Annotated in this window: 15 protein-coding genes; 12 read left to right on the top strand and 3 right to left on the bottom strand. The window is 43.0% G+C overall.

What is annotated here, in order from left to right; translation table 11 throughout:
* The first annotated feature begins 444 nt into the window (after window positions 1–444).
* From rpmH to FLM48_RS22580, 6 genes are all read left to right on the top strand, one after another.
* Window positions 445–582 (top strand): 50S ribosomal protein L34, encoded by a 138-nt coding sequence (rpmH, locus tag FLM48_RS22605; RefSeq protein ID WP_037469963.1) that lies wholly within the window; start codon window positions 445–447, stop codon window positions 580–582.
* An 18-nt stretch (window positions 583–600) separates the two neighbouring features.
* Complete coding sequence (gene rnpA / locus FLM48_RS22600; protein WP_084632523.1) at window positions 601–957, top strand: ribonuclease P protein component; 357 nt, start codon at window positions 601–603, stop codon at window positions 955–957.
* On the top strand, window positions 924–1178 hold the full coding sequence (yidD, locus tag FLM48_RS22595) for a membrane protein insertion efficiency factor YidD (RefSeq protein WP_084632524.1): 255 nt from the start codon (window positions 924–926) through the stop codon (window positions 1176–1178). The genes rnpA and yidD overlap by 34 nt, the downstream gene beginning before the upstream one ends.
* 3 nt (window positions 1179–1181) lie before the next feature.
* The gene (gene yidC / locus FLM48_RS22590; RefSeq protein WP_179026227.1) at window positions 1182–2810 is read left to right on the top strand and encodes a membrane protein insertase YidC; all 1629 of its coding nucleotides are present in this window, start codon (window positions 1182–1184) and stop codon (window positions 2808–2810) included.
* Between the two features lie 97 nt (window positions 2811–2907).
* The gene (mnmE, locus tag FLM48_RS22585) at window positions 2908–4269 is read left to right on the top strand and encodes a tRNA uridine-5-carboxymethylaminomethyl(34) synthesis GTPase MnmE (protein WP_179026226.1); all 1362 of its coding nucleotides are present in this window, start codon (window positions 2908–2910) and stop codon (window positions 4267–4269) included.
* Between the two features lie 247 nt (window positions 4270–4516).
* On the top strand, window positions 4517–4813 hold the full coding sequence (locus FLM48_RS22580) for a hypothetical protein (RefSeq protein WP_028773409.1): 297 nt from the start codon (window positions 4517–4519) through the stop codon (window positions 4811–4813).
* A 17-nt stretch (window positions 4814–4830) separates the two neighbouring features.
* Here FLM48_RS22580 and FLM48_RS22575 read toward each other — a convergent pair whose 3' ends face one another.
* Window positions 4831–5322, bottom strand: a complete 492-nt coding sequence (locus FLM48_RS22575; RefSeq protein WP_179026225.1) for a GNAT family N-acetyltransferase — start codon at window positions 5320–5322, stop codon at window positions 4831–4833.
* 81 nt (window positions 5323–5403) lie between these two features.
* On the opposite strand from FLM48_RS22575, the gene FLM48_RS22570 reads away from it, so the two are divergent.
* Window positions 5404–5943 carry a phage tail protein gene (locus FLM48_RS22570; RefSeq protein WP_179026224.1) on the top strand — a complete coding sequence of 180 codons (540 nt, stop codon included), beginning with the start codon at window positions 5404–5406 and terminating at the stop codon, window positions 5941–5943.
* 70 nt (window positions 5944–6013) lie between these two features.
* A complete protein-coding gene (locus FLM48_RS22565) occupies window positions 6014–14344 on the top strand; it encodes a tandem-95 repeat protein (protein WP_179026223.1) in 8331 nt (2776 codons plus the stop codon).
* A 475-nt stretch (window positions 14345–14819) separates the two neighbouring features.
* Here the strand turns inward: FLM48_RS22565 and FLM48_RS22560 are convergent, their stop codons facing one another.
* Together FLM48_RS22560 and FLM48_RS22555 are read right to left on the bottom strand one after the other, a co-directional pair.
* On the bottom strand, window positions 14820–17219 hold the full coding sequence (locus tag FLM48_RS22560) for a helicase-related protein (RefSeq protein WP_256871001.1): 2400 nt from the start codon (window positions 17217–17219) through the stop codon (window positions 14820–14822).
* Window positions 17220–17339: 120 nt separating this feature from the next.
* A complete protein-coding gene (locus FLM48_RS22555) occupies window positions 17340–18035 on the bottom strand; it encodes a sulfotransferase family protein (protein WP_179026221.1) in 696 nt (231 codons plus the stop codon).
* Window positions 18036–18183: 148 nt separating this feature from the next.
* Here FLM48_RS22555 and ubiG point away from each other — a divergent pair, with 148 nt between their 5' ends.
* The 4 genes from ubiG (at window position 18184) to rsmG (ending at window position 22646) form a co-directional block, all read left to right on the top strand.
* On the top strand, window positions 18184–18987 hold the full coding sequence (ubiG, locus tag FLM48_RS22550; RefSeq protein WP_179026220.1) for a bifunctional 2-polyprenyl-6-hydroxyphenol methylase/3-demethylubiquinol 3-O-methyltransferase UbiG: 804 nt from the start codon (window positions 18184–18186) through the stop codon (window positions 18985–18987).
* Between the two features lie 114 nt (window positions 18988–19101).
* Window positions 19102–19545, top strand: coding sequence for an FMN-binding protein MioC (gene mioC / locus FLM48_RS22545; RefSeq protein ID WP_179026219.1), 444 nt, complete (start codon window positions 19102–19104; stop codon window positions 19543–19545).
* A 483-nt stretch (window positions 19546–20028) separates the two neighbouring features.
* Window positions 20029–21918 (top strand): tRNA uridine-5-carboxymethylaminomethyl(34) synthesis enzyme MnmG, encoded by a 1890-nt coding sequence (mnmG, locus tag FLM48_RS22540; RefSeq protein WP_179026218.1) that lies wholly within the window; start codon window positions 20029–20031, stop codon window positions 21916–21918.
* A gap of 104 nt (window positions 21919–22022) precedes the next feature.
* Window positions 22023–22646 carry a 16S rRNA (guanine(527)-N(7))-methyltransferase RsmG gene (gene rsmG / locus FLM48_RS22535; RefSeq protein ID WP_179026217.1) on the top strand — a complete coding sequence of 208 codons (624 nt, stop codon included), beginning with the start codon at window positions 22023–22025 and terminating at the stop codon, window positions 22644–22646.
* Window positions 22647–22733 lie beyond the last annotated feature (87 nt).

The raw sequence follows: 22733 nt of genomic DNA, 5'->3' as shown, positions 1-22733 counted from the left end.
GTACTTATCCCCAAAAGATCATACAAAGAGAGCTATTCTATAGTGAGAAAGCAATGATCGCTATCCTTAAAATAGATTTATCCCCAGTTAGATCATCTTTATTTCATCACCAAGATCAAAAAGGATCATTGCCGATCAATTATTTTACCAAAACCTGCAAACAGCGCTTTATAAAGCGATCCAGATCGATCTATAATTAGCGCCTTTCGATCAGCTAAAAGTCGACTAGATCCACAAGATGTAGTGTCCATTCACAGAGTTATCCACATTTTGTGGTAGCTTTACTGAAACTGAGAGAAAAATTTATCGGCAGATTTTGTCCACTTGTTGGTTTTGCTTATTGACGAGCATAATTAAAGTGATTACAATTCGGCCTCTTTTTTGCCCTTACCTCTAATTTTTAGAGATAAGGATTGTTAACTACTACAAAGACGGATTGCCACAATGAGTAAACGTACTTTTCAACCAAGCAACCTGAAGCGCAAGCGTTCTCACGGCTTCCGCGCTCGCATGGCGACAGTAAATGGCCGTAAGGTATTGGCTCGCCGCCGTGCCAAGGGTCGTGCTCGCCTTTCTGCTTAATTTTAAGTAGAAGATCAGGTGACTAGCTACACCTTTACGCGGGAGTTACGTCTGTTAACTCCCGCGCAATTTAAATCTGTATTCTCCAATCCCATCAAAGCTTCTTCAGCTGAAATAACCTTACTTGCTATACCTAACTCAGAGCAACATCCACGCATTGGATTAACCGTTGCAAAACGTTTTGTAAAGAAAGCCCCTCAGCGAAACAGAATAAAGCGTATAATTCGTGATAACTTTCGTCGACATCAGCATGAATTGCCGCCGATAGATATCGTTGTTCTGGTCAGAAATGGCGTAGTTGATATGGAAAACGCAGAATTACACAAACTGGTAGAAAAGCTATGGCGAAAAATTTCTCGCCGTTACAATGGCTAGCAACCACGTTAATTCGTGGCTATCAAACCTTTATCAGTCCTATGATGGGACCGAAGTGTCGCTTTCACCCTACATGTTCGCATTATGCAATTGAAGCAATTCAAGTGCACGGATTTGTGAAAGGGAGTTGGTTTGCAGTGAAACGCGTATTAAAATGTCACCCTTTGCATCCGGGCGGAGAAGATCCCGTCCCCCAAAAAAACAACAGGTGTAATAAATAGGCTATGGAATCTCAACGCAATATATTGCTTATTGGTTTGCTATTTGTCAGCTTTTTGCTGTGGCAACAATGGCAAGCAGATAAAGCTCCACAACCCGTTGCAACTGAAAGCTCAGTCGCAGCTTCAACCCCTACAGATTCTTACAGCGCTGATGTACCAGACGCCGATGCAGGCCTTCCTGCTGCGGTTACAGCCTCTAAAGAGTTAATTACCGTTACCACTGATCAATTACAAATCAAGATCAACCCTATGGGTGGTGACATTGTTTACTCTGCACTTGTCGAGCATAAGAAAGAGCTAGATAGTGATGAATCATTTGTTTTGCTTGAGCAGAGCAAAGACATTGAATATATCGCCCAAAGTGGTCTGATTGGTCGCAACGGCATTGATAGTAGTGCTCGTGGCCGTGCTCACTTTGACAGTGCATCACGCGATTACACGATGGCTGAAGGTCAAGAAACTTTAGAAGTACCACTGACCTATGTTGCCGATAATGGTGTCACCTATACTAAGGTGTTTATCTTACATCGCGGCCAATTTAACATTGATGTTGATTACCGTATCAATAACACCTCAGCAGAACCGCTGCAGGTGCAAATGTATGGTCAAATCAAGCACAGTATCAAGAAAAGCGAAAGCAGCATGATGATGCCAACTTATCGTGGCGCAGCTTTCTCAACCCAAGATACTCGCTACGAAAAGTACAGCTTTGAAGATATGGCTGACCGCAACCTAGATAAACGTACACTAGGCGGCTGGGCAGCAATGTTGCAACACTACTTTGTATCTGCCTGGGTACCACCAGCAAATGATCAGAACATTATCTTCTCTAGCATCAGTGCCGGCGGCCTAGCCAATATTGGTTTCCGTGGTGCCGTGTATGATATTGCACCAGGTGAAAGCCGTGAAATTGGTGCACAGTTCTACGTAGGACCAAAAGATCAAGCTGCCCTATCAGCGCTATCTGATTCACTTAACCTAGTAGTGGATTATGGATTCCTTTGGTGGTTAGCCGTACCAATTTACAAACTATTGATGTTCTTCCAGTCATTAGTTACTAACTGGGGTATTGCTATTATCCTTATTACGCTAACCGTTCGTGGTATTTTATATCCGCTAACCAAAGCGCAATACACTTCAATGGCCAAAATGCGCAACCTGCAGCCTAAGCTTCAAGACTTAAAAGAACGCTTTGGTGATGACCGTCAAAAGATGGGTCAGGCGATGATGGAACTGTACAAGAAAGAGAAAGTGAACCCGATGGGTGGCTGTCTTCCAATCTTGCTACAGATGCCTATTTTCATCGCGCTATACTGGGTACTACTAGAAAGTGTTGAATTACGTCATGCGCCATTCATGTTATGGATTGACGATTTATCAGTACAAGATCCTTACTATGTCATGCCTATTTTAATGGGTGTATCTATGTTTATTATGCAAAAGATGCAACCAATGGCACCGACTATGGATCCAATGCAGGTGAAGATGATGCAGTGGATGCCTGTGGTATTTACGGTATTCTTCCTGTGGTTCCCTGCCGGTCTAGTTCTATACTGGTTAGTCGGTAACTTAGTTGCGATTGCTCAGCAAAAGATCATTTATGCTGCGCTGGAGAAAAAAGGCTTAAAATAAGCTTTAAACTCTAATATGAAAGCGGCTAGATACCTTGGTATTAGCCGCTTTTCTGTTTTAGTAACCCGCATTAGCTTTTTATTTAGGAAACACATTAATGACAACAGATACCATAGTGGCACAAGCGACAGCACCTGGTCGTGGCGGTGTAGGCATTATTCGTATCTCTGGTGACAAAGCCAGTGATGTTGCTATGGCCGTCCTTGGCCACTTACCTAAACCTCGGTATGCCGATTATTGTGATTTCAACCATAAAAATGGCGATGTGATCGATCAAGGTATTGCCTTGTTCTTTAAAGGGCCCAATTCATTCACTGGTGAAGATGTATTAGAACTTCAGGGCCATGGTGGGCAGATAGTACTTGATATGCTGATAAAGCGTGTCATGGAGGTTGACGGCCTTCGTATTGCTAAACCTGGTGAGTTTAGTGAACAAGCTTTTATGAACGACAAGCTCGACCTTACCCAAGCAGAAGCCATAGCAGATTTAATTGATGCGACCAGCGAACAAGCTGCGAAAAGTGCCCTGCATTCAATGCAAGGTGAGTTTTCTACTCAAGTTCATGATCTAGTAGAAAAAGTTACCAACTTACGCTTATACGTAGAAGCCGCAATAGATTTCCCCGATGAAGAAGTCGATTTTTTATCAGATGGTAAAATTGCAGGTTCGCTCAATGGCATCATCGGCCAACTTGATGATGTTCAGCGCAGTGCTAAACAAGGTGCCATCATTCGAGAAGGCATGAAAGTGGTTATTGCCGGTCGCCCTAATGCCGGTAAATCTAGCTTGCTCAATGCCCTTGCAGGTAAAGAGTCAGCCATTGTCACTGAAATTGCCGGCACCACACGCGATGTACTCAGAGAGCATATTCACCTCGACGGTATGCCACTGCATATTATCGATACCGCCGGTTTGCGTGATACGACAGACACCGTTGAACAAATCGGCATTGAACGAGCTTGGAGCGAAATTGAAACTGCAGATCAGGTGTTGTTCATGGTTGATGGCACAACGACAAATGCTGTAAATCCCCATGAAATTTGGCCAGATTTTATTGACCGTTTACCAGCCAACCTAGGCGTCACCGTCGTGCGCAACAAAGCAGATTTAACCGGTGAACCTATGGCAGCCAGTCAAGAAGATGGCCAACATGTATTTAGGTTATCAGCCAAAACGGGACTGGGTGTCGATGAGCTGAAAAACCATTTAAAGTCGCTAATGGGTTATCAAAGTAACCTCGAAGGTGGGTTTATTGCGCGTCGCCGCCATTTAGAAGCCTTAGATCTTGCCACCAGCCATTTACTACTAGGCAAAGAGCAGTTAGAAGTCTATCAAGCGGGGGAATTACTGGCTGAAGAGTTACGAATGACCCAGTTAGCATTGTCTGAAATAACCGGTAAATTTACTTCAGATGACCTATTAGGAAAAATATTTAGCTCTTTCTGTATAGGTAAATAATTACTCTAGGGTCATTAATTTACTAATGACCCTTTTAATCCTATATATAAGATTTATATCTCTTTATATTCCCCTCCTGAATATAGAACTAAAGATGGAAAATCTCCTCACTATATTGCAATAAACTCCCTCCCCACCTATGTTAAGCAAAGTTCAAAAAATGAACTAGACTAAAGACTAGTTATTAGGTGATTAGATTAAATCTTTTCACTGACTCATAAGGACACTTCAGGTTACGGACAACAAAATGGATAATATAGAGCTATTTAATTATGGTGTTTTATCAAACTTAATTGGCGAATCAATTCAAGTCAGTGATGAACACAATAATCAGATCACGGTAAAAATAGCTAGCATTGATACGGCTATAGGCCACTCGGCAGAGGGTGAATGCTTTAATCTGCGCCTCAAGGATGATAAAGCGAATCAAATCCCCCAAGGCACCTATACCTTTTTCCATCCTGATTTTGGTCAACAACAACTATTCTGTAGTGCAACCTCAGCCCATGACTATGAAATCATTATCAACAGGCGACAATTATAATGTTTATTTACAAACAGTTAATTATCTAGCTGCCACTGCATGAGCAAATAAACATCATCGGTTTGCGATTTAAACTTAAACCCCAAACGCTCATAAAGATGTCTAGCCGGATTATTTCGTTCAACATGAATGGTTACGCAGCGTTGAGAGGATTTTGCTTGGTCAAATAGTTGCTGAAAATAATAACTAGCAATGCCCTTATTTCTATATTCAGGTAATAAGGAGATATCGACAACTCGAATATCATCATGCCGATATTCGACAAACAAACGACCAATTGGTTGAGATTGATAAAAAATAATATTAAAAGAATCAGCACAATAATGCTGACAATAATAATCATACTGAGCAGAAAACTGCTGAGTTAAAAACTGAGTTAACTGAGTTTCTGGCCAATTGGCGGCTTGAAACTCATCACGCCTAACAGTGATGTAAAGGCGAGTTAAAAAAGACAGATCGGCATCGCTATATTGTTTGAGTTTTAGTGCTGCTAACTGTAAATGACTCATGTTATGGAAGACGTCCTGTCAGATAATGATAGTTCCTAACATATTCAGCTAATTAAAAAAGTTCAAGTTTAGGAGTTAACAATGTCAGAACCATTCATCGGTGAAATTAAAATGGTCGGATTTAATTTTGCCCCACGTTCATATTCACTTTGTGATGGACAACTACTTGCCATTTCACAAAATACCTCACTCTTTTCTCTCATAGGTACCATCTATGGTGGAGACGGACGCACAACATTTGCTTTACCCGATTTACGTGGTAGAGCTCCCATCCATCAGGGTCATGGCCCTGGTTTAAGTAGTCGCCAAATTGGTCTCAATACGGGTTCAGAAACCAATCAGCTCAATGTTAATCAAATGCCTAGCCACAACCATGAGACTAAGTTTGAAGCGGTAGAAGTTGAAGGAACGAGCCAAGTTCCTGTCACTGGTTATAACCTTGCAAAAACCAGCAGCGGCTTAACCGGAGTAAACAGTTATAGCAATGCCACACCAACAGTAGCCTTAAACTCTATGGCGACTCTCAATGCTGGCCGCGGCGATGCGGTTAACAACATGCAACCTGTCACTACGGTTAACTTTGTTATTGCAATGCAAGGACTCTATCCATCGCGTAACTAAAAATGTGTTAACATTACTGCAACATGGCCAGAGTAATATCTGGCCACTTTAGTATAGAAAGGACTTGAAGATGCTAAAAAATATAACAAAATTCACCATAAGTAGCTTAATGTTTTTTGCTATTCAATTTCCTATCTATGCCAGCGTTTATGACTTTGAAGCCGGTGTGACAGGCGCAGGCACCACTACGATTACGAGTACAGTTGATGGCGTGACACTCACCGCTATAAGCAATGGTGATGTATGGATAGTAGGCGATAATGCAAATCAAGCAGGTACGGTCGGCGGTATTGTTGCCGTGGATCAAGCAGGTGGAGGTGCAACTATAATATCTGTGAGCTTTAGCGCCCCTGTTCTACTCAGCAGTATCCACACGACAGATATTACATTTCAAACTGACGGAATAATTTCTTTGACTTTTACGCCAACTGATAGCAGCGGTAATAGTGTTCTTACCGACAATAATGGTGGAAATCCTTGGGGGGGAAATATTGAAGGTAATACCACTTCATTTGCAAGTTGGTCGCAACCTATAACATCTTTCAATATTACCGCTAATACCGTCTTTAGTAATGCAATGGCATTGGTCTTAGATACCATTGTTTTTGTCGAAGCACCGACCAATACCCCGCCAACCATTGCTAACTTTAATGGTGATAGTTTTACCTATAGTGAAGGGGATAGTGCAGAAGTTATCGATCAAGGGACTGCATTAACCATCGCTGATAGCGATAGTTCCGATTTTGATACCGGTAATATCACAGTGACTATCACCTCCGGCGAAGATGCAGCTGAAGATATCCTATCTATCGATACTAGTGGAGTAGTCTCCTTACAAGGCAGTACTGCCGGTAGCAATGTATCTATTAGCGGAACAGTAGTTGGCACCTTGGCCAATAACATAGCAGCGGGCAATGATTTTGTTATTAATTTAAATTCAGCTGCCACAGCGGCTAGAGTAATGGGTTTATCGCGGGCGCTTACCTATTTTAACTCCGACAATGACAACCCAACCACAGGCGCAAGAAATCTGCGAATGACTGTTGATGATGGCGACGGAGGAGTGTCAATCAATTCCGATATCACCGCAACCGTAGTGCGTGTTAATGATAACCCCGTAATCAATAATTTAGCTGGCGATACACTTAACTATGACGAAGATGATGGCAAACAGAATATCGATATCAGTGCCAATGCTAGCGTCACTGATGTTGACTCTACTAATTTTAATACTGGTAGCTTAACCGTCACAATCCCTACCAATAAAGACGCCAGCGAAGACATTCTAGGATTTGATAACAGTGTAACCACTGCAGGTACAGCAGGAGCGACGGTCAGTGTCGGTGGGACCAACATAGGTACATTAAGTAACAATATTGCCGAAGGCAATGACTTAGTTGTCTCCTTTAACAGTGCTTCTACACCCGCGTTAATTCAAGCGCTAGTGCGGGCTATCACTTATGAAAACAGTGATAATTTAGCACCAACCGAGTCAACCAGAACTATCCGCTTACTATTACTTGATGGTGATGGTGGCAGCAGTGGTAATATTGACACCAGCGTAACAGTCAGCGCCATCAACGATTTGCCAGTGGGAACAAATCAGGTATTAACCCCTAATGAGGGCCAAGCGCTATCTATCACTACAGCAAATTTTGGTTACAGCGATCCTGAAGGCGATACACTCAACTTAGTCACCATTGTGGCCGCACCTACCAGTGGTGATTTATGGCTTGATACCGACGGTAACGGAAGTATTAATGGCGCAGAATCAGCGCTGATGAACAATGCCACCATAAGTAAAGCTAACCTCGATGCAGGACAATTAAAATACTTTGCCAATGGAAGCGCCAGTTCGAGTTTCAGTTTTAATGTCAACGATGGTACTAATGACGCCGCCGGCAATAACACCATTACCCTTTCGGTTAACCCACAGCCGACAGTCACCATTAACCAAGCAAGCGGCCAAGCTGATCCAACAAATTCCGCCTCAGTGTTATTTGATGTGGTATTCAGTGAATCGGTCACTGGATTTGTTAGCAGTGATATCTCTTTAAGTGGCGATGTAACAGCAACCGTCACTAACCTAGCAGGATCGGGGACAACCTATATTGCTACCGCCACTATCAGCGCGGGACAAGGTGATATCGTAGCCACTGTAGCTAGTGATGTTGCAACCGCAAGCTCTGGCGCATTAAATAAAGCCAGCACTAGCACCGATAACACAGTTGAGTTTGATAATGTCGCTCCTAGTGCACCAACTGCGCTTGATTTACTCGCAAGTTCAGATACAGGCACGAGTGACAGTGACAATATTACCAATGATACATCACCGACTGTGAGTGGTAGCGGTGAGAGCGATGCCACAATAACATTGTTTAGTGATTTAGACGGTAACAATAGTCTTAATGGTGTAGAGCCATCAATCACCGCTAATGTTACCGCTAATAGTTGGTCAGCAACATTAGCAGGGCTAAGCAGTAGCGATCCAAATACTCTACATAACCTCAAAGCATTTCAAACGGATCCCGCAGGGAATATATCTGCTGTGAGCTCTGCCTTAGCGATGACTTTAGACAATACGTTACCGACTGCGCATACCGCAGCGATATCGACCTCACCGATTAACAGCAGCAATGAAAATGCCTTAGCTTTTACACTCAATAGTGCTGAAGTAGGCGCCGCATATAGTTACACCATTAGCAGTAGTGGCGGCGGTACGGCTGTAACCAATCTAGGTACAATTTCCAGTACAACAGAATCATTTAACAATCTTGATGTTGCAGGTTTAGCTGACGGCACATTAACTGTGAGCGTTTTACTAACCGATATTGCCGGTAATATAGCCAGTGCGGTTACCGATACGGTTGAGAAGGATACCCAGCTACCGTCAGGGCATAGTGTCACCATAGACCAATCCCCCATCGTTGCCGCCAATGCCAATGCGGTGAGCTTTACGTTTAATGCTGCAGAGATAACCGCAACCTATCAGTATAGTTTTTCTAGCAGTAATGGAGGCTCTCCCGTTACTGGAACAGGTAGTATTAGCCAGACTAATCAACAAATTAGCGCCATTGATTTATCCGCACTTGCCGATGGTCAAATCAGTTTAAGCGCCACTTTGACTGATGCAGCAGGAAATCAGGCGCTAGCAGTGACTGATACCGTAAGCAAAGATGCATTAGGGCCGGTTGTCACAGATGTCAGCCTCAATACCGGTGCATTAGGCGTGAGTGATACTGTCATTGCAACTATCACCTTTGACGACTTAGTGCAGTTATCAGATCTCACCCCAACAGTCGCATTGGATATAGGTGGTACTTCTCGCACAGCAAGCTACGCAAGTGGAAATAACTCCACTCAGTTAGTATTTCATTACGATGTCGTTGCCGGCGACAATGACAGTGATGGAGTGACAGCACAATCAATCACCACTAATACCGCAACAATGACAGATGCTAATGGTAACGCCGCAATATTGAGCTTTACTGCCTTTATGGAACCGAACTTGATTGTTGATACCACAGCGCCAAATGCTGCCGCGCCGACTTCAACAGCGCAGACACTTAATGCCGATACCATTACCCTATCTCAGTCGAATTATGCCGAAAACGGCATAACAATTGTCGCCCTAGCAGATGCAAACCAAGATGGTAATGCGGATAACAGCACCGCTCTAGCCACTGATGTCGTATCTGCTGGTAATTGGTCGCTGACATTGCCGCTAACCCAAGATGCTAGTAATTACTTCGTGTTACGCGCTCAAGATAACGCTGGCAATAGCAGTGATATCGCAGTAGGTGATTATCTTGAAGATTCAACAGCGCCTGCGGTGCCAGTGGTTAGCTCTCCAATTACGACGACCTATACGCAAAATATAGTGCTCGATATCACCGGCACCCATAGCGAAAATGGTATAACCGTCGGGTTATATGCTGATAGCGATAATAACGGTATTGCAGATAATAGTAGCGTGATAGCCAGTGATATTGTCAGTGGCAATAGTTTTACTATTACGACTAACTTAACTGACAACAGTAACAATGATTTCGTTATTCTAGCCAATGACAGTGCCGGCAATAACAGTACCGCTGTCGCCCTAGTTACAATAGTGCATGACAACACAGCCCCTACAGCAACTGTTGATATATTAACAACGAGTCTCAACAATCCGCCTATAGCGGGTACCTTAACTGACACGGGCGGCTTAGCAAGCTTAACTTACACCCTCAGTGATGGTAGCAATAATTTTGGTCCCTACACACCAGATACAATAAGTGATATCAATTCTGGTAACTGGAAAGATAACGCCACCGACGACTCATTAGCCGATGGCAGCTATGATATAGAAATATCCTTAACCGACTTAGCTGGCAATACAGCGACGGTAAATGAAACCGATGTACTCAACATTGACTCTACATCACCACAAGGCTACAGCGTTGCAATCGAACAGTCTCGTATCGATGCGAACAATGAAACTGCACTCAGCTTCATTATCAGTGATGGCGAGCTGGGAAATCAGTATGACTATTCGATTTCTGATGGCAGTATCTCGGTATCTGGTAGCGGCACTATTAGCTCTACGAGTGAAACTGTGACCAATGTTGATGTCAGTACCCTGGCTGAAGGCACGCTCACATTAAGCTTGAGCTTGACTGATACGGCCAACAATACCGGCGAACCAACAACCGCTAGTGTTGATAAAATTTACAATATCGCACCAACGATAAATCAAGGTAATAGTGTATCGGTCACTATAAGCGAAGATAATAGCCCTACTAGCTTTAACCTGACTCTCGATGCTAGCGATATTGATAACAACCCACTTTCTTGGTCTATTGTTACCAATGCAAATAATGGCAATGCCACAGTTAACGGTAGCAATAGCCAAGCTACGGTTAATTACACGCCAAATACAAACTACTTTGGTACCGACAGCTTTAATGTTCAAGTGAGTGATGGAGCACTCACCGATGTAATAACGGTTAATGTCACCATCAACTCAGTTAATGATTCACCAACAATCAGTGGCACCCCAAATAACACTATTAGTGAAGGCAGTAATTACCTGTTTATTCCAACGATAGAGGATATCGATAGTAATAGCTTTACGTTAAGTATTAATAGTCTACCAAGCTGGCTTAGTTTTAACCCAATCACTGGTCAGCTAAGTGGTACACCAGATAATGAAGATGTGGGCAGTTACGCAAACCTTATCATTTCAGTCACTGACAATGACGGTGCTAGTGCCTCATTGCCTCCTTTCACTATCACCGTAGTCAATGTTAATGAAGCCCCAGTCATCTCTGGTTCGCCAAATTTATCAGTATTAGTAGGTGAAGCTTATAGCTTTACACCACAAGCTACTGATAGCGATACCGACGACACATTAAGGTTTAGCATCGCTAATAAGCCGTCATGGTTAAATTTCAATACTACAACAGGTGCACTAACTGGGGCTCCTACAGCTGAAGATGTGGGTACTAGTTTACCGATAAGCCTAACCGTCAGTGATGGCGAATTAAGTGCAACATTAGCGAGCTTTAACATTGAGGTTATAGCTGTAAACCGTGCGCCAACCACTAACAATTATGGCCTAACACTAGCGGAAGATAGTAGCTTAGCAATAACCCCTCGGGCTACTGATGAAGATGGCGATCCATTAAGCTATCGCTTAGTGACCCCGCCGCAACACGGTGAATTACAAAGTAATGGCCAAGTTTGGCTCTATCAACCAGAAGCTGACTACAACGGCCAAGATAGCTTTGAATTTACTGCAAGTGATGGTGAGTTTGAATCTCAAGTTGCCACAGTGACTTTAACTATCTCAGCGGTTAACGATGCACCGGTAGCAATTGTCGATAACCTATCGTTCTCACAAAATGAGGCTAACCAATACAGCTTGAATGTATTAAGCAATGATTATGATGTAGATGGTGATGAGTTATCGATAGTTAACGCATCGGTGGATGTGGGTACAGTGACGATTGAAGATAACCAGCTGGTTTATCAAGCCATAGCCGGTATTCAAGGTAGCATTAATATCCAATATATGATTAGTGATGGCAGCAAACAAACCGCACAAACAATCGCCACATTCAGTCTAGGTGATGCGGATAATAGCAACCTGCCGACGTTAACTTTACCCGATGATATTGAAGTTGATTCACAACGCTTGTTTACCCGTATAGATGTTGGCTTTGCCACGGCTGTAGACAGTAATGGCAACCCTATTGCGGTCAAACAACTCAATAAACGCTTATATTTCCCACCAGGTCATCACCAGGTATATTGGCAAGCTGAAGATAGCCAGGGTAATGTGGTCACCGCAGCACAAAGTGTAAAGGTCAATCCAATAATTTCATTGGGCAAGAACGCCTTTAGCGCTGAAAATACGCGATATACCGCACGGGTATTCCTCAATGGCTTAGCACCACAGTATCCGTTAACTATCCCCTATACAGTATCAGGCTCATCGGACGCTGGAGACCACAACCTCGTGCACGGCGAGTTAGTGATAAGTAGTGGCCAGACAGGGGAAATAATGGTCGATGTATTTGCTGATGGCGAACAAGAGATTGACGAAACCTTAGTTATAACACTAGACGAATCACTTAACCTTGGTGGTCAATCAAGCTTCACTTTGACTATAACAGAGAACAATATAGCGCCAGATGTACAGCTATTAGTGAGCCAAAATGGTCAACAGCGACATAAGATTGTTGCATCAGATGAGCTCGTGACTATTGATGCCACTGTTTTCGATAGTAATACCGAAGACAGCCATCATTTGGCTTGGCAAAGTGACGCTGATGCACTATTGAATCAAGCTACCGAAGCAAACCAATTTGTTTTCAGTAGTGCTGACTTAGCAGAAGGTGTCTACAAAATTAGCGTTACCGTAACTGATGATGCCGATGACAGTCTATCGACAACAGCGAGTGTATATCTTGAGCTTGTTGCCGAGTTACCACCGTTGGGCATGGCTGACAGTGATAATGACCTGGTTCCAGATCAACTTGAAGGCTATCAAGACAGTGATGCAGATGGAATCGCGGATTACCTTGATCACATCGCCGATTGCAATGTTCTGCAACAAGATCTCAGCTTAGGGAATTACTTCTTAAAAGAAACTGACCCTGGTTTATGTATCCGTAAAGGACAATACACTGCAAGTAACCAATCAGGTGGTTCGTTGCTCAACCAAGCAGAAGTGAGTAACCGTATTGATCAAGATGAACAAGCACAAAATGTTGGTGGCATATTTGACTTCATCATTTATGGACTACCTATTGCCGGCCAAAGTGCCCATGTAGTGATACCGCAACAACAACCATTGCCTAGTACAGCGGTATACCGTAAGTACTTTACTAACGCAGGTTGGGGTGACTTTATCACTGACAGCAACAACCTTGTTCACTCAGCCGCGGGGGAGCCTGGTTACTGCCCTCCTCCGCAACATGAAAGCTGGACAGAAGGTCTAACACGTGGTCATTGGTGCGTGCAGCTTACTATAGAAGATGGTGGTCCAAATGATGACGATGGCATCGCAAACGGTACTATTGTCGACCCAAGTGGGGTCGCGGTATCTAATCTCAATAACTCAGCGCCTATAGCCGTTGAAGATACAGTAGCCCTACTTGCGAACGAAACCATTAATATTGACGTATTGGCCAATGACACTGATGCAGACAATGACCAATTAAGCATAGTCAATGCCTCTGTCGACATAGGTTTGGTAGTCATTGAAAACGATCAGCTGATTTATACTGCAGCGGATGATTATCTCGGCCAAGCACTGATTAACTACAGTATTGATGATAATAATGGCGGTTCAGCTTACGCGACGGTTACCGTCACAATAAGCTCAAATACTCCACCCACTGCAAATGATGATGAAGCACAAACTGATGACCGCACCAATATTCATATTGATGTGTTAAATAATGATGTTGATGCTGATAATGACGAGCTGACAATCATAAGTGCAGATGCTGAAATGGGTAGCGTATCGATTACCAGCAATAACCACATTTTGTATCAACCGCAATCAGGCTTTGAAGGTACTGACATAGTGCATTACACAATAAGCGATAGTGCCGGAGCGCAATCCAGTGCCCAAGTCACAGTAACCGTTACTGCATATAAAGAAGTGGTTGTTGAATCGAAGGATTCTGGTGGGCTGCTGGGAGGATTAAGCTTACTGCTGTTAGCTATGCTATCTCTGTGGCGCCATCGCAACAAGCTATCATTGATATTGCTCACATCACTATCAGCTAAGGCTATTACATCAGCTTGGTATGTTGACACCAAGCTGGGTTATAGCAGTACCAATTTGAATCGACCTCAAAAAAATGATGTAGACAGCCTATATCTATCGGTTGACGACTACTTCTAACAATCTCAAGTTTACTCAAGGCCAAGCTTATAAAGCTTGGCCTTGAGCTTAAAAACGGTTATCAATTACCATTAAAAAACTACATTAAGTCGATCACGCTTTCCTTGCACATAAAACTAGTTTGATCCACCACAAATGATCCGCACTAACAATTATAAAGATCTTGGTTTGCTTTAACAGGCGATCCAACTAGCCGATCACAGTCAGATCTATCAACAAAGTTATCAACAAGCATATTGAATAAGATCAGCAATACATCTCAGGTGAAAAAATTGGTATAAGTTACTGTATTAAATGTATATAAATTTTTAGTCCAACTATTTTGACACGCCGTTTCACATTTTTATGTTTATCTTTTAATAAAGTTATCCGCAGTCCCCCCTGCTAAATCACCATTTCCATGAAAGATAAATTTACACCACTAAGCATCAACAAAGACCCTGTAGAGCGTCTGTACAAAAACAGCCTGTAAATCCTAGTTAACCTCTACTACTCGACTTGCTTTACGATAGCTTATTCGCCAACCTTTCCACACTGGCAATTCCCATCGCTTTGGACCAGCTTTGCGGCCACCATCAGCGTAATGAACAATGATACGTTTGCTGGTGGCAATGTACTCAACCCGTAACTTTAAATCCGCTAAAGCCAAATTAAGAGGATATTTTTCATCAAACTCTTGTCGCTGCCAATCAGGGATGCCGTCAAACCGCAAATCTTGACAATCAATCAGTTCAATATCATCTAGCGTCTCAACACCTAAAGCTTGCAGCTTTTCTGGCAAGTAGCGACTAACCTCAATTGGCAACGCCTCTGGTTCGGCTAACCCTAGAGCAACATAAATATTCCAAGCATTAATATCGATTTGTAACTGCGGAAATAGACCTGGAAAAATCACCTCTGTTTCAATTTGTTTAACGATAGTCGAGATGACCTGCTCAGGCTCTGCAGCTTGCTGCCAGCTATCAATGACCCTTCCTGAAAAAACTCGCTCTACAGTCACTAAACCTTGATGCGATAACGAGCCATCTAAGTTCAACCTCGTTGTTCCCAAATGCGCTGCGGCCAAATGTGTAAGCGTAATAGGCGCCATACAGGTTGCAAGATTAATGGTCTGTTTACTGCCTTTACCAGGAAGAGAGAACTGATCAAACACAATTGCAGCTTGCGGCTGTGTGTCGGTTGCGCCCAGTAGATCAAAACGACTATCGCGCGCAATCTGTACTTCGCTGTATCCATTACCAAGTGCTTGCTGGCGTTTAGCCCTGCGAATAAAGGCCATATCTGGCATTGCTTTCATTACTGACAATAACCAATTAGCTCGTATATTCTGGTGACTTAACAAGTTCATATTGCGGCAAGCCGCGGTTGGATCAGCAATACCAATTGCGCTGGAAATCTGTCGTGATAATAATTTAGCCTCTTCAAGTAAGGTCGCATCTACAGTTAACTCATCTAGCTTGCCTCCTCGAATCAGCTTTATCAGCAAATAGCCGTCACAACCAAAAGGTTCCCATTGTTTTAGCCGCGTTAACTCATACTCGCCTTTTGGTAATTGATATAAACGCCCTGCTACTGACAATCCGGCTGCGAGATCGATCATTAGCTCTCGGCTTATATCATCAGGCATAGCGGCAATTAAATGGGCGAACTGCGTATCTATAGGTAGAGGAAACAATCGTCGTCCGTGGGCAGTAATACTGCCTTGCGAGTCTATCGCGCCCATCGACAGCAATCGGTCGGTAGCAGATAACACAGACTTATCTGGAATCGGTTCCAAAAAATGTAATTGCTGCAGTGTGGTCGATACTGTCGCAGCAGCAAGCATGGGCTCAACCAAATCTTCCCGTTGTAAGTCTGCAGGCGTCAGCTTAATGAGTGGTGCATTTGCTCCCCACAAACGAATACAAACTCCCGCTTGAATGCGGCCAGCACGCCCTAGCCTTTGCTCGCTACTCGCTTGAGATATCGCTTGTAGTGATAATACCGTACGACCATTTCGCTGCATTGTCCGACGTTCAAGTCCACTATCAACAACCGCTGTCACCCCCGGAATAGTCAGGGAAGTTTCTGCAACATTGGTTGCAAAAATAATCCGTTGTTGCGATATTTCTGTGAGTGCCAACTGCTGCTCAGAAATATTAATCCCGCCATGCAAGCCAATACACTGCAATGCAGCGTTATCCTGCGCAAGACGCTGACACAGCTGCATACAAAGTTGGATCTCACGTTTACCAGGCAAAAACACCAAAATATCGCCTTGGGTTTCTATTAGTAACGACGCTACCGCGGTATAAACTCGTCCTTCTAACCCTTCTATGGAAGGTAAATAATGGCTTTCGCGTGCAAGATATCTAAGTTCCACGTGAAACCTTTTACCTTGTGCTAGCAGATGACAAACACTTTGATGATCGTCTTGCAAATATTGGCAGATTTTAGCGGCATTGATAGTGGCAGAGGTGACCACTAAACGATGGCTATGGCGCTGCTTTAATATCGCCAATAATAAATCCGTATCCCATCGGCGTTCATGAAACTCATCTATCATCACAATTGCAAAATCTTGCATTGTAATATGAGTATCTACGTCATCAGTGCTCGAAAGCCAACGTAAAGCAACACCTGGAGTGACAAAGGCGATATCGGTATCGGCCTCGATTGTCGATTCAAACCGAATACAATAGCCAACATTAAGGTGAGTTTGCTGGCTAACAAAATCAGCCAATGCGATACAAGCCACCCGCCGTGGTTCAATAACCAGTACTTTCGATTGATTTTTTTGTGATAAAAACTGCGCGCACCATAGCGGTAAACGCGTTGATTTACCGGAGCCGGTATCTGATTCCACAACCACATGATGGTGTTGTAAGGCAGACATAAATTGTGTCTGCACAACATCTATAGGTAAATTGCCCAATTTCACCATCAATACCCCAAGTAGAAACTGTTAATAAGCATTATTTTAATCTGAAAAACTAGCGCTAAATTGATGAGCAAACTACCCCTGTTTTAACCAAGGTAGTACAGCCGTATCAAACTGATAACTAAAATACTTACGCTTTAATAAGCCCGAAGCATGACTACTAATTTTACTGTTATGTCGATATTCATCCCAACTCGCCACATGAGTTCCACGATTAACATGTGGCATTCTAATCGTTTTATTGAAATTACTACCGAATAGAAATTGTTGTAATCGCACCATGTCTGTTGCCTTGCTGACATCTATCTGAATAAAGTTGTCAACATAGGCTGATTGCTGCGCATTAAAATAGTGACACACCTGCTGTTTATGGAATCGATAACATTGCTGCAGATGGAACTCATCTGTGGGATCATCACTATGTGATAAGCCAAAACAAGCTTCAAAACTTCGCTTCATCAACGGATGAAATCGGCCTGTTGTTGGCGCCAAATGGGGTAACATTTTTTTAAGTAACATCTGCATCGAGCAGACCCAAGCGGTAATATCGCGATCAAGATAAATAAACTTAGCCCGCGGATACAATTGGTGTAGTTGCTGATAATCACTAAAACAAGGCACATCAGAAACCACGTCGGCAAGCTCAAATGCTTGTTGGGTAAAAGCTTGATGAGCAACTTTGCAACCCATTTCGAGCAGGGCAATACTGATGCTGGTGGTTCCTGTGCGTGGTAAGCCAATCACAAAAACCTTTTCGTCTAAATGGAACATTTTAAGCTAGGACACCAGAAACCGTTGTAGTTTAATAAAAACCAAGCGTACCATGGCAACCTCAGAGCTTGTTAGCACCAAAAAGGTGAACTAATCATCTGTACAAGCCGTATATACTTGATATAGCCAGCAGTCAAAGATATCAAAAATGCTAGATAAAAGCCGATTAAGTTCACTATCTAAATTAAAAGCTGAGCAAAGCCTCGATCAGCTTGTTGAAATTGCCAAGTTTGATGCTTTGGCAAAAGAATGGCGTGATCCTAAAGGCCGTTTTAAGCATGTTTTAGCATTTAATCAAACCCGCCTGCTTGCCATTAAAACGGCGATCGCGCACCACTTCTCACGCAGCTTTGACAACGCTAACCCATTGGCTGATCTAAAGTTGCTGGATATAGGCTGCGGCGCAGGCTTACTAACAGAGCCTCTAGCAAGTTATGGGGCTGATGTACTGGGCATTGATGCCAGTGAGCATAATGTTAGTGTTGCCAGCCAGCACGCTAAAAATAGCGACATAAAAGTCACCTATCAACATTGCTTAGCTGCAGAAATTGAACTTTCACAAACCGCGAATTTTGACATCATACTCAACACAGAAGTTATCGAGCATGTAACAGACCAACAAGCATTGGTAAATACATGCGCGCGGCTTTTAAAGCCAGGTGGACTTTTAGTTATGGCCACGCTCAATCGTACCTGGCAAAGCTATGTCATTGGCATTTTAGGCGCAGAATATGTAATGAGGTATCTACCGGTGGGCACCCATAATTGGCATTACTTTGTTAAGCCGCAAGAACTAGAAATGATGCTAGCTCACCATCAAATAGATTGTATTTCCTGCCAAGGGATGCAATTCAACCCGTTCAGCCAACGTTGGCGTATTAGTCAAAACACCCAAGTCAATTACTTATTATTTGCGACAAAACCACTAGAGTCATCACCAAACCACAGTTAAAACCACAGATACACGAGTTAATTAGCAGCACCTTAAAACGGTATTCTTAGCAAGATCAACCGTCACTTTTGCCTTATTATATGGCATAACAAGTAACCCAAATTAGGAAGTAATATGGCAAACGTTGCCCTTTTAGTCGGCACAACTTTAGGCAGTGCTGAATACGTCGCCGATGAATTAGCTGAGCAATTGAGCGCTCAAGGACATCAAACTCACGTACATTTGGCCCCAGATCTGGCTGATTTAGATCCACAAAGCTTCTGGTTAATAGTCAGTTCTACCCATGGCGCGGGTGATTTACCGGACAATATCCAGCCTTTTTTAAAGTCGCTCAGGCTTCATTCTCCCGATCTCAGTAAGACAAAGTTTGCTTTATGTGCAATTGGCGACAGTAGTTACGATACTTTTTGCCAAGGGCCCGAATCGCTAGTTGAAGAGTTACTACATTGCGGCGCAACTGAGTTTGTGGATAAGATCCAGATCGATGTGCAGTACGATCCAGTCCCAGAAGATCCAGCTCAAGCTTGGCTCACAAGTTGGCAAAGTAAATTAGTTTGATCACCTTATAGCCAATAACTGGCAAACAACTCACAATTAAGATCTACCTTATCCACAAATTACGATCCGAAATGATAAATATGTGGATAAGGTATTATTTTGATCTGATCTAACTCTGTATTAATCAACACCCGATCAGCCCTTAGATCCCCCCTGTGGATAACTAGGCGATCTATCCCCAAGCTTATTGAAGTTTGATCCACAATAGATCACAGGATTTTTTGCTCTTTAACTAATGATTTAATTGGAAAAATAGCCTTACCCACAGAAAAAGCGCTCCTTAATAGTAAACATAATAAGAGGATCTATATAAAGATCTTAAGATCTATTAAGCCGATCCCCTTGAGATCAAAACCCTTAAATTGATCTTTCATCAAAGCGCTGCAAAGTGCTAAAATACGCGGCTCTTCGGAAGATCTTACTGCGCTACGAAGAATTAGTTCATTTTTCAATTTATGTGATTTTTTTATCTAAGGTACTGTGATGCATTTTCATGAACGGTTTGATGTCATTGTTGTTGGTGGGGGCCATGCCGGAACCGAAGCAGCGTTAGCATCGGCTAGAATGGGGTCAAAAACGCTGTTATTGACCCATAACATTGATACCTTAGGGCAAATGTCATGTAATCCAGCGATCGGTGGAATAGGCAAAGGTCATTTAGTCAAAGAGATTGACGCACTTGGTGGTGCAATGGCTACAGCAACCGATCATGCTGGTATTCAATTTAGAACGTTAAACTCCAGCAAAGGCCCAGCTGTTCGTGCTACACGTGCTCAAGCCGATCGCACTCTTTATCGCGCCAAGATCCAACAAATACTTCAAAGTCAGCCAAATTTACGGTTGTTCCAACAATCTGTTGATGATCTGATTGTACAAAATGATCGTGTTGTAGGCGTTGTGACCCAAATGGGACTTGCGTTTGAAGCACCAGCAGTTGTACTTACTGCGGGGACATTTTTAAGCGGCAAAATTCATATTGGTTTAGAAAATTACAGCGGTGGTCGAGCGGGTGATCCACCTTCTATTTCACTGGCTGAGCGCCTACGTGATCTTCCTATTCGAGTGGGTCGATTAAAAACCGGTACTCCACCACGTATTGACGCTAACAGTATCGACTTTGATCAAATGGTCGAGCAAAAAGGCGATGATCCATTACCTGTAATGTCGTTTATTGGCGATGTGAGTGAGCATCCGCGCCAGATTTCTTGTTTTGTTACCCACACCAACGAGCGTACTCACGATATTATTCGTGGTGGTTTAGATCGCAGCCCTATGTATTCAGGCGTGATTGAAGGAATTGGGCCACGTTATTGCCCTTCTATCGAAGATAAGATCAATCGCTTTGCTGACAAAACATCTCACCAAATTTTTATTGAGCCTGAAGGGTTAAATACTAACGAAATTTACCCTAATGGTATTTCGACTAGCTTGCCCTTTGATGTGCAGTTAGATTTAGTACGTTCGATTCAAGGTATGGAAAATGCGCAGATCATTCGCCCTGGTTATGCCATTGAATATGATTATTTCGATCCTAGAGATCTGAAAAACTCTTTAGAAACAAAGTCAATTAACGGACTTTTCTTTGCTGGGCAAATCAACGGTACAACAGGCTATGAAGAAGCGGGAGCTCAAGGGTTACTCGCAGGTATGAATGCTTCATTGCAAGTGCAAGGCAAAGATACTTGGTGCCCACGCCGAGATGAAGCTTATTTAGGCGTACTGGTTGATGACTTATCGACTTTGGGCACTAAAGAACCTTATCGCATGTTTACCAGCCGAGCGGAATATCGTTTACTGTTGCGTGAAGACAATGCGGATCTTCGTTTAACTGAAAAAGGCCGTGAGTTAGGCTTAGTGGATGATGATCGCTGGGCTAAATTTAATCAAAAACGCGAATCAATAGAGTTAGAATTACAGCGACTTCGAAGCCAATGGGTACACCCAAATTCGCCTTTACTGGGTGTCTTAAACCCTGAGCTTAACACGCCAATTTCACGCGAGGCTTCGTTTGAAGAGCTGTTAAGACGGCCTGAAATGGATTATCCAAAGTTGATGGCATTAGAGGGCTTTGGTCCAGGGCTTGAAGATCAACGTGCTGCAGAGCAGGTACAGATCCAGGTGAAATATTCGGGTTATATTCAACGCCAACAAGACGAGATCGAAAAAGCGATTCGCCATGAGAAAACCTTGTTACCATTAACGCTTGATTATCAAGAAGTTCCAGGTTTATCAAATGAAGTGATTGCCAAGCTGAACGAGCATAAGCCTGAAACCATAGGTCAGGCGTCACGTATTTCCGGTGTGACACCAGCGGCTATTTCTATTTTGTTGGTCCATCTTAAAAAACGTGGTTTGTTGCGTAAAAGCGCGTAACTGATCGAAATAAACGTTGTATTCATGCTGATGTGCGAGCTTACGGCTTTCCATCAGCATGGCTCCACTTCATAATATCTAGCTGTTTTATCGAGGATGACGCTGTGCTTGCTGCTCAACTTGACCAATATTTAACTGACATCAACTTAGATGCAACACCCCAACAAAAACAACAACTTTTGGACTTTGTTGGTATGTTGAATAAGTGGAACAAAGCTTACAACCTCACCTCAGTGCGCGATCCTGAGCAGATGTTGATCCGTCATATTATGGATAGTTTAACGGTAAGCCCCTATTTGCAAGGACAACGTTTTATCGATGTCGGTACTGGCCCAGGCTTACCAGGAATTCCGCTAGCTATTATGAATCCTGATAAAACTTTTGTGTTACTCGATAGTTTAGGCAAAAGAATTCGTTTTCAAAAACAAGTTCAATTTGAACTGGGTATTGGTAATATTACCTCGGTTGAAAGTCGTGTAGAGGCATATCAACCTGAAGAACTGTTCGATGGCGTATTAAGCCGTGCTTTTGCTTCAATTGAGGATATGCTGCACTGGTGTCAGCATTTACCAAAATCAGACGGCTGTTTTTATGCGCTTAAAGGTCAATTAAGTGATGAAGAAATGGCAAAATTACCGGCTAATTTTTCGGTATCTGAAGTCATTGAGCTAAATGTACCTAAGTTGGATGAGCAACGTCATCTTCTCAAAGTCGTTAAAACCTCGTAATTGATATGGTTTAACGGTTGCAATCTTTTAGTGATTCAAGCAATTTGGTTGATAGATCTTTCTCGTACTCAAGTGAACCAAATAACA

The organism is Shewanella sp. Scap07, assembly GCF_013394145.1.
In the GTDB taxonomy this organism is placed as follows: domain Bacteria; phylum Pseudomonadota; class Gammaproteobacteria; order Enterobacterales; family Shewanellaceae; genus Shewanella; species Shewanella waksmanii.
The sequence above is the reverse complement of the archived record's forward strand: the minus strand, read 5'-3'. Positions and strand labels throughout refer to the sequence as shown.

Excerpts from the sequence above, each read along its gene's own strand:
- rpmH (WP_037469963.1), top strand. The coding sequence starts at position 445 with ATGAGTAAACGTACTTTTCAACCAAGCAACCTGAAGCGCAAGCGTTCT.
- yidD (WP_084632524.1), top strand. The coding sequence starts at position 924 with ATGGCGAAAAATTTCTCGCCGTTACAATGGCTAGCAACCACGTTAATT.
- yidC (WP_179026227.1), top strand. The coding sequence starts at position 1,182 with ATGGAATCTCAACGCAATATATTGCTTATTGGTTTGCTATTTGTCAGC.
- mnmE (WP_179026226.1), top strand. The coding sequence starts at position 2,908 with ATGACAACAGATACCATAGTGGCACAAGCGACAGCACCTGGTCGTGGC.
- FLM48_RS22580 (WP_028773409.1), top strand. The coding sequence starts at position 4,517 with ATGGATAATATAGAGCTATTTAATTATGGTGTTTTATCAAACTTAATT.
- FLM48_RS22575 (WP_179026225.1), bottom strand. The coding sequence starts at position 5,322 with ATGAGTCATTTACAGTTAGCAGCACTAAAACTCAAACAATATAGCGAT.
- FLM48_RS22570 (WP_179026224.1), top strand. The coding sequence starts at position 5,404 with ATGTCAGAACCATTCATCGGTGAAATTAAAATGGTCGGATTTAATTTT.
- FLM48_RS22565 (WP_179026223.1), top strand. The coding sequence starts at position 6,014 with ATGCTAAAAAATATAACAAAATTCACCATAAGTAGCTTAATGTTTTTT.
- FLM48_RS22560 (WP_256871001.1), bottom strand. The coding sequence starts at position 17,219 with ATGTCTGCCTTACAACACCATCATGTGGTTGTGGAATCAGATACCGGC.
- FLM48_RS22555 (WP_179026221.1), bottom strand. The coding sequence starts at position 18,035 with ATGTTCCATTTAGACGAAAAGGTTTTTGTGATTGGCTTACCACGCACA.
- ubiG (WP_179026220.1), top strand. The coding sequence starts at position 18,184 with ATGCTAGATAAAAGCCGATTAAGTTCACTATCTAAATTAAAAGCTGAG.
- mioC (WP_179026219.1), top strand. The coding sequence starts at position 19,102 with ATGGCAAACGTTGCCCTTTTAGTCGGCACAACTTTAGGCAGTGCTGAA.
- mnmG (WP_179026218.1), top strand. The coding sequence starts at position 20,029 with ATGCATTTTCATGAACGGTTTGATGTCATTGTTGTTGGTGGGGGCCAT.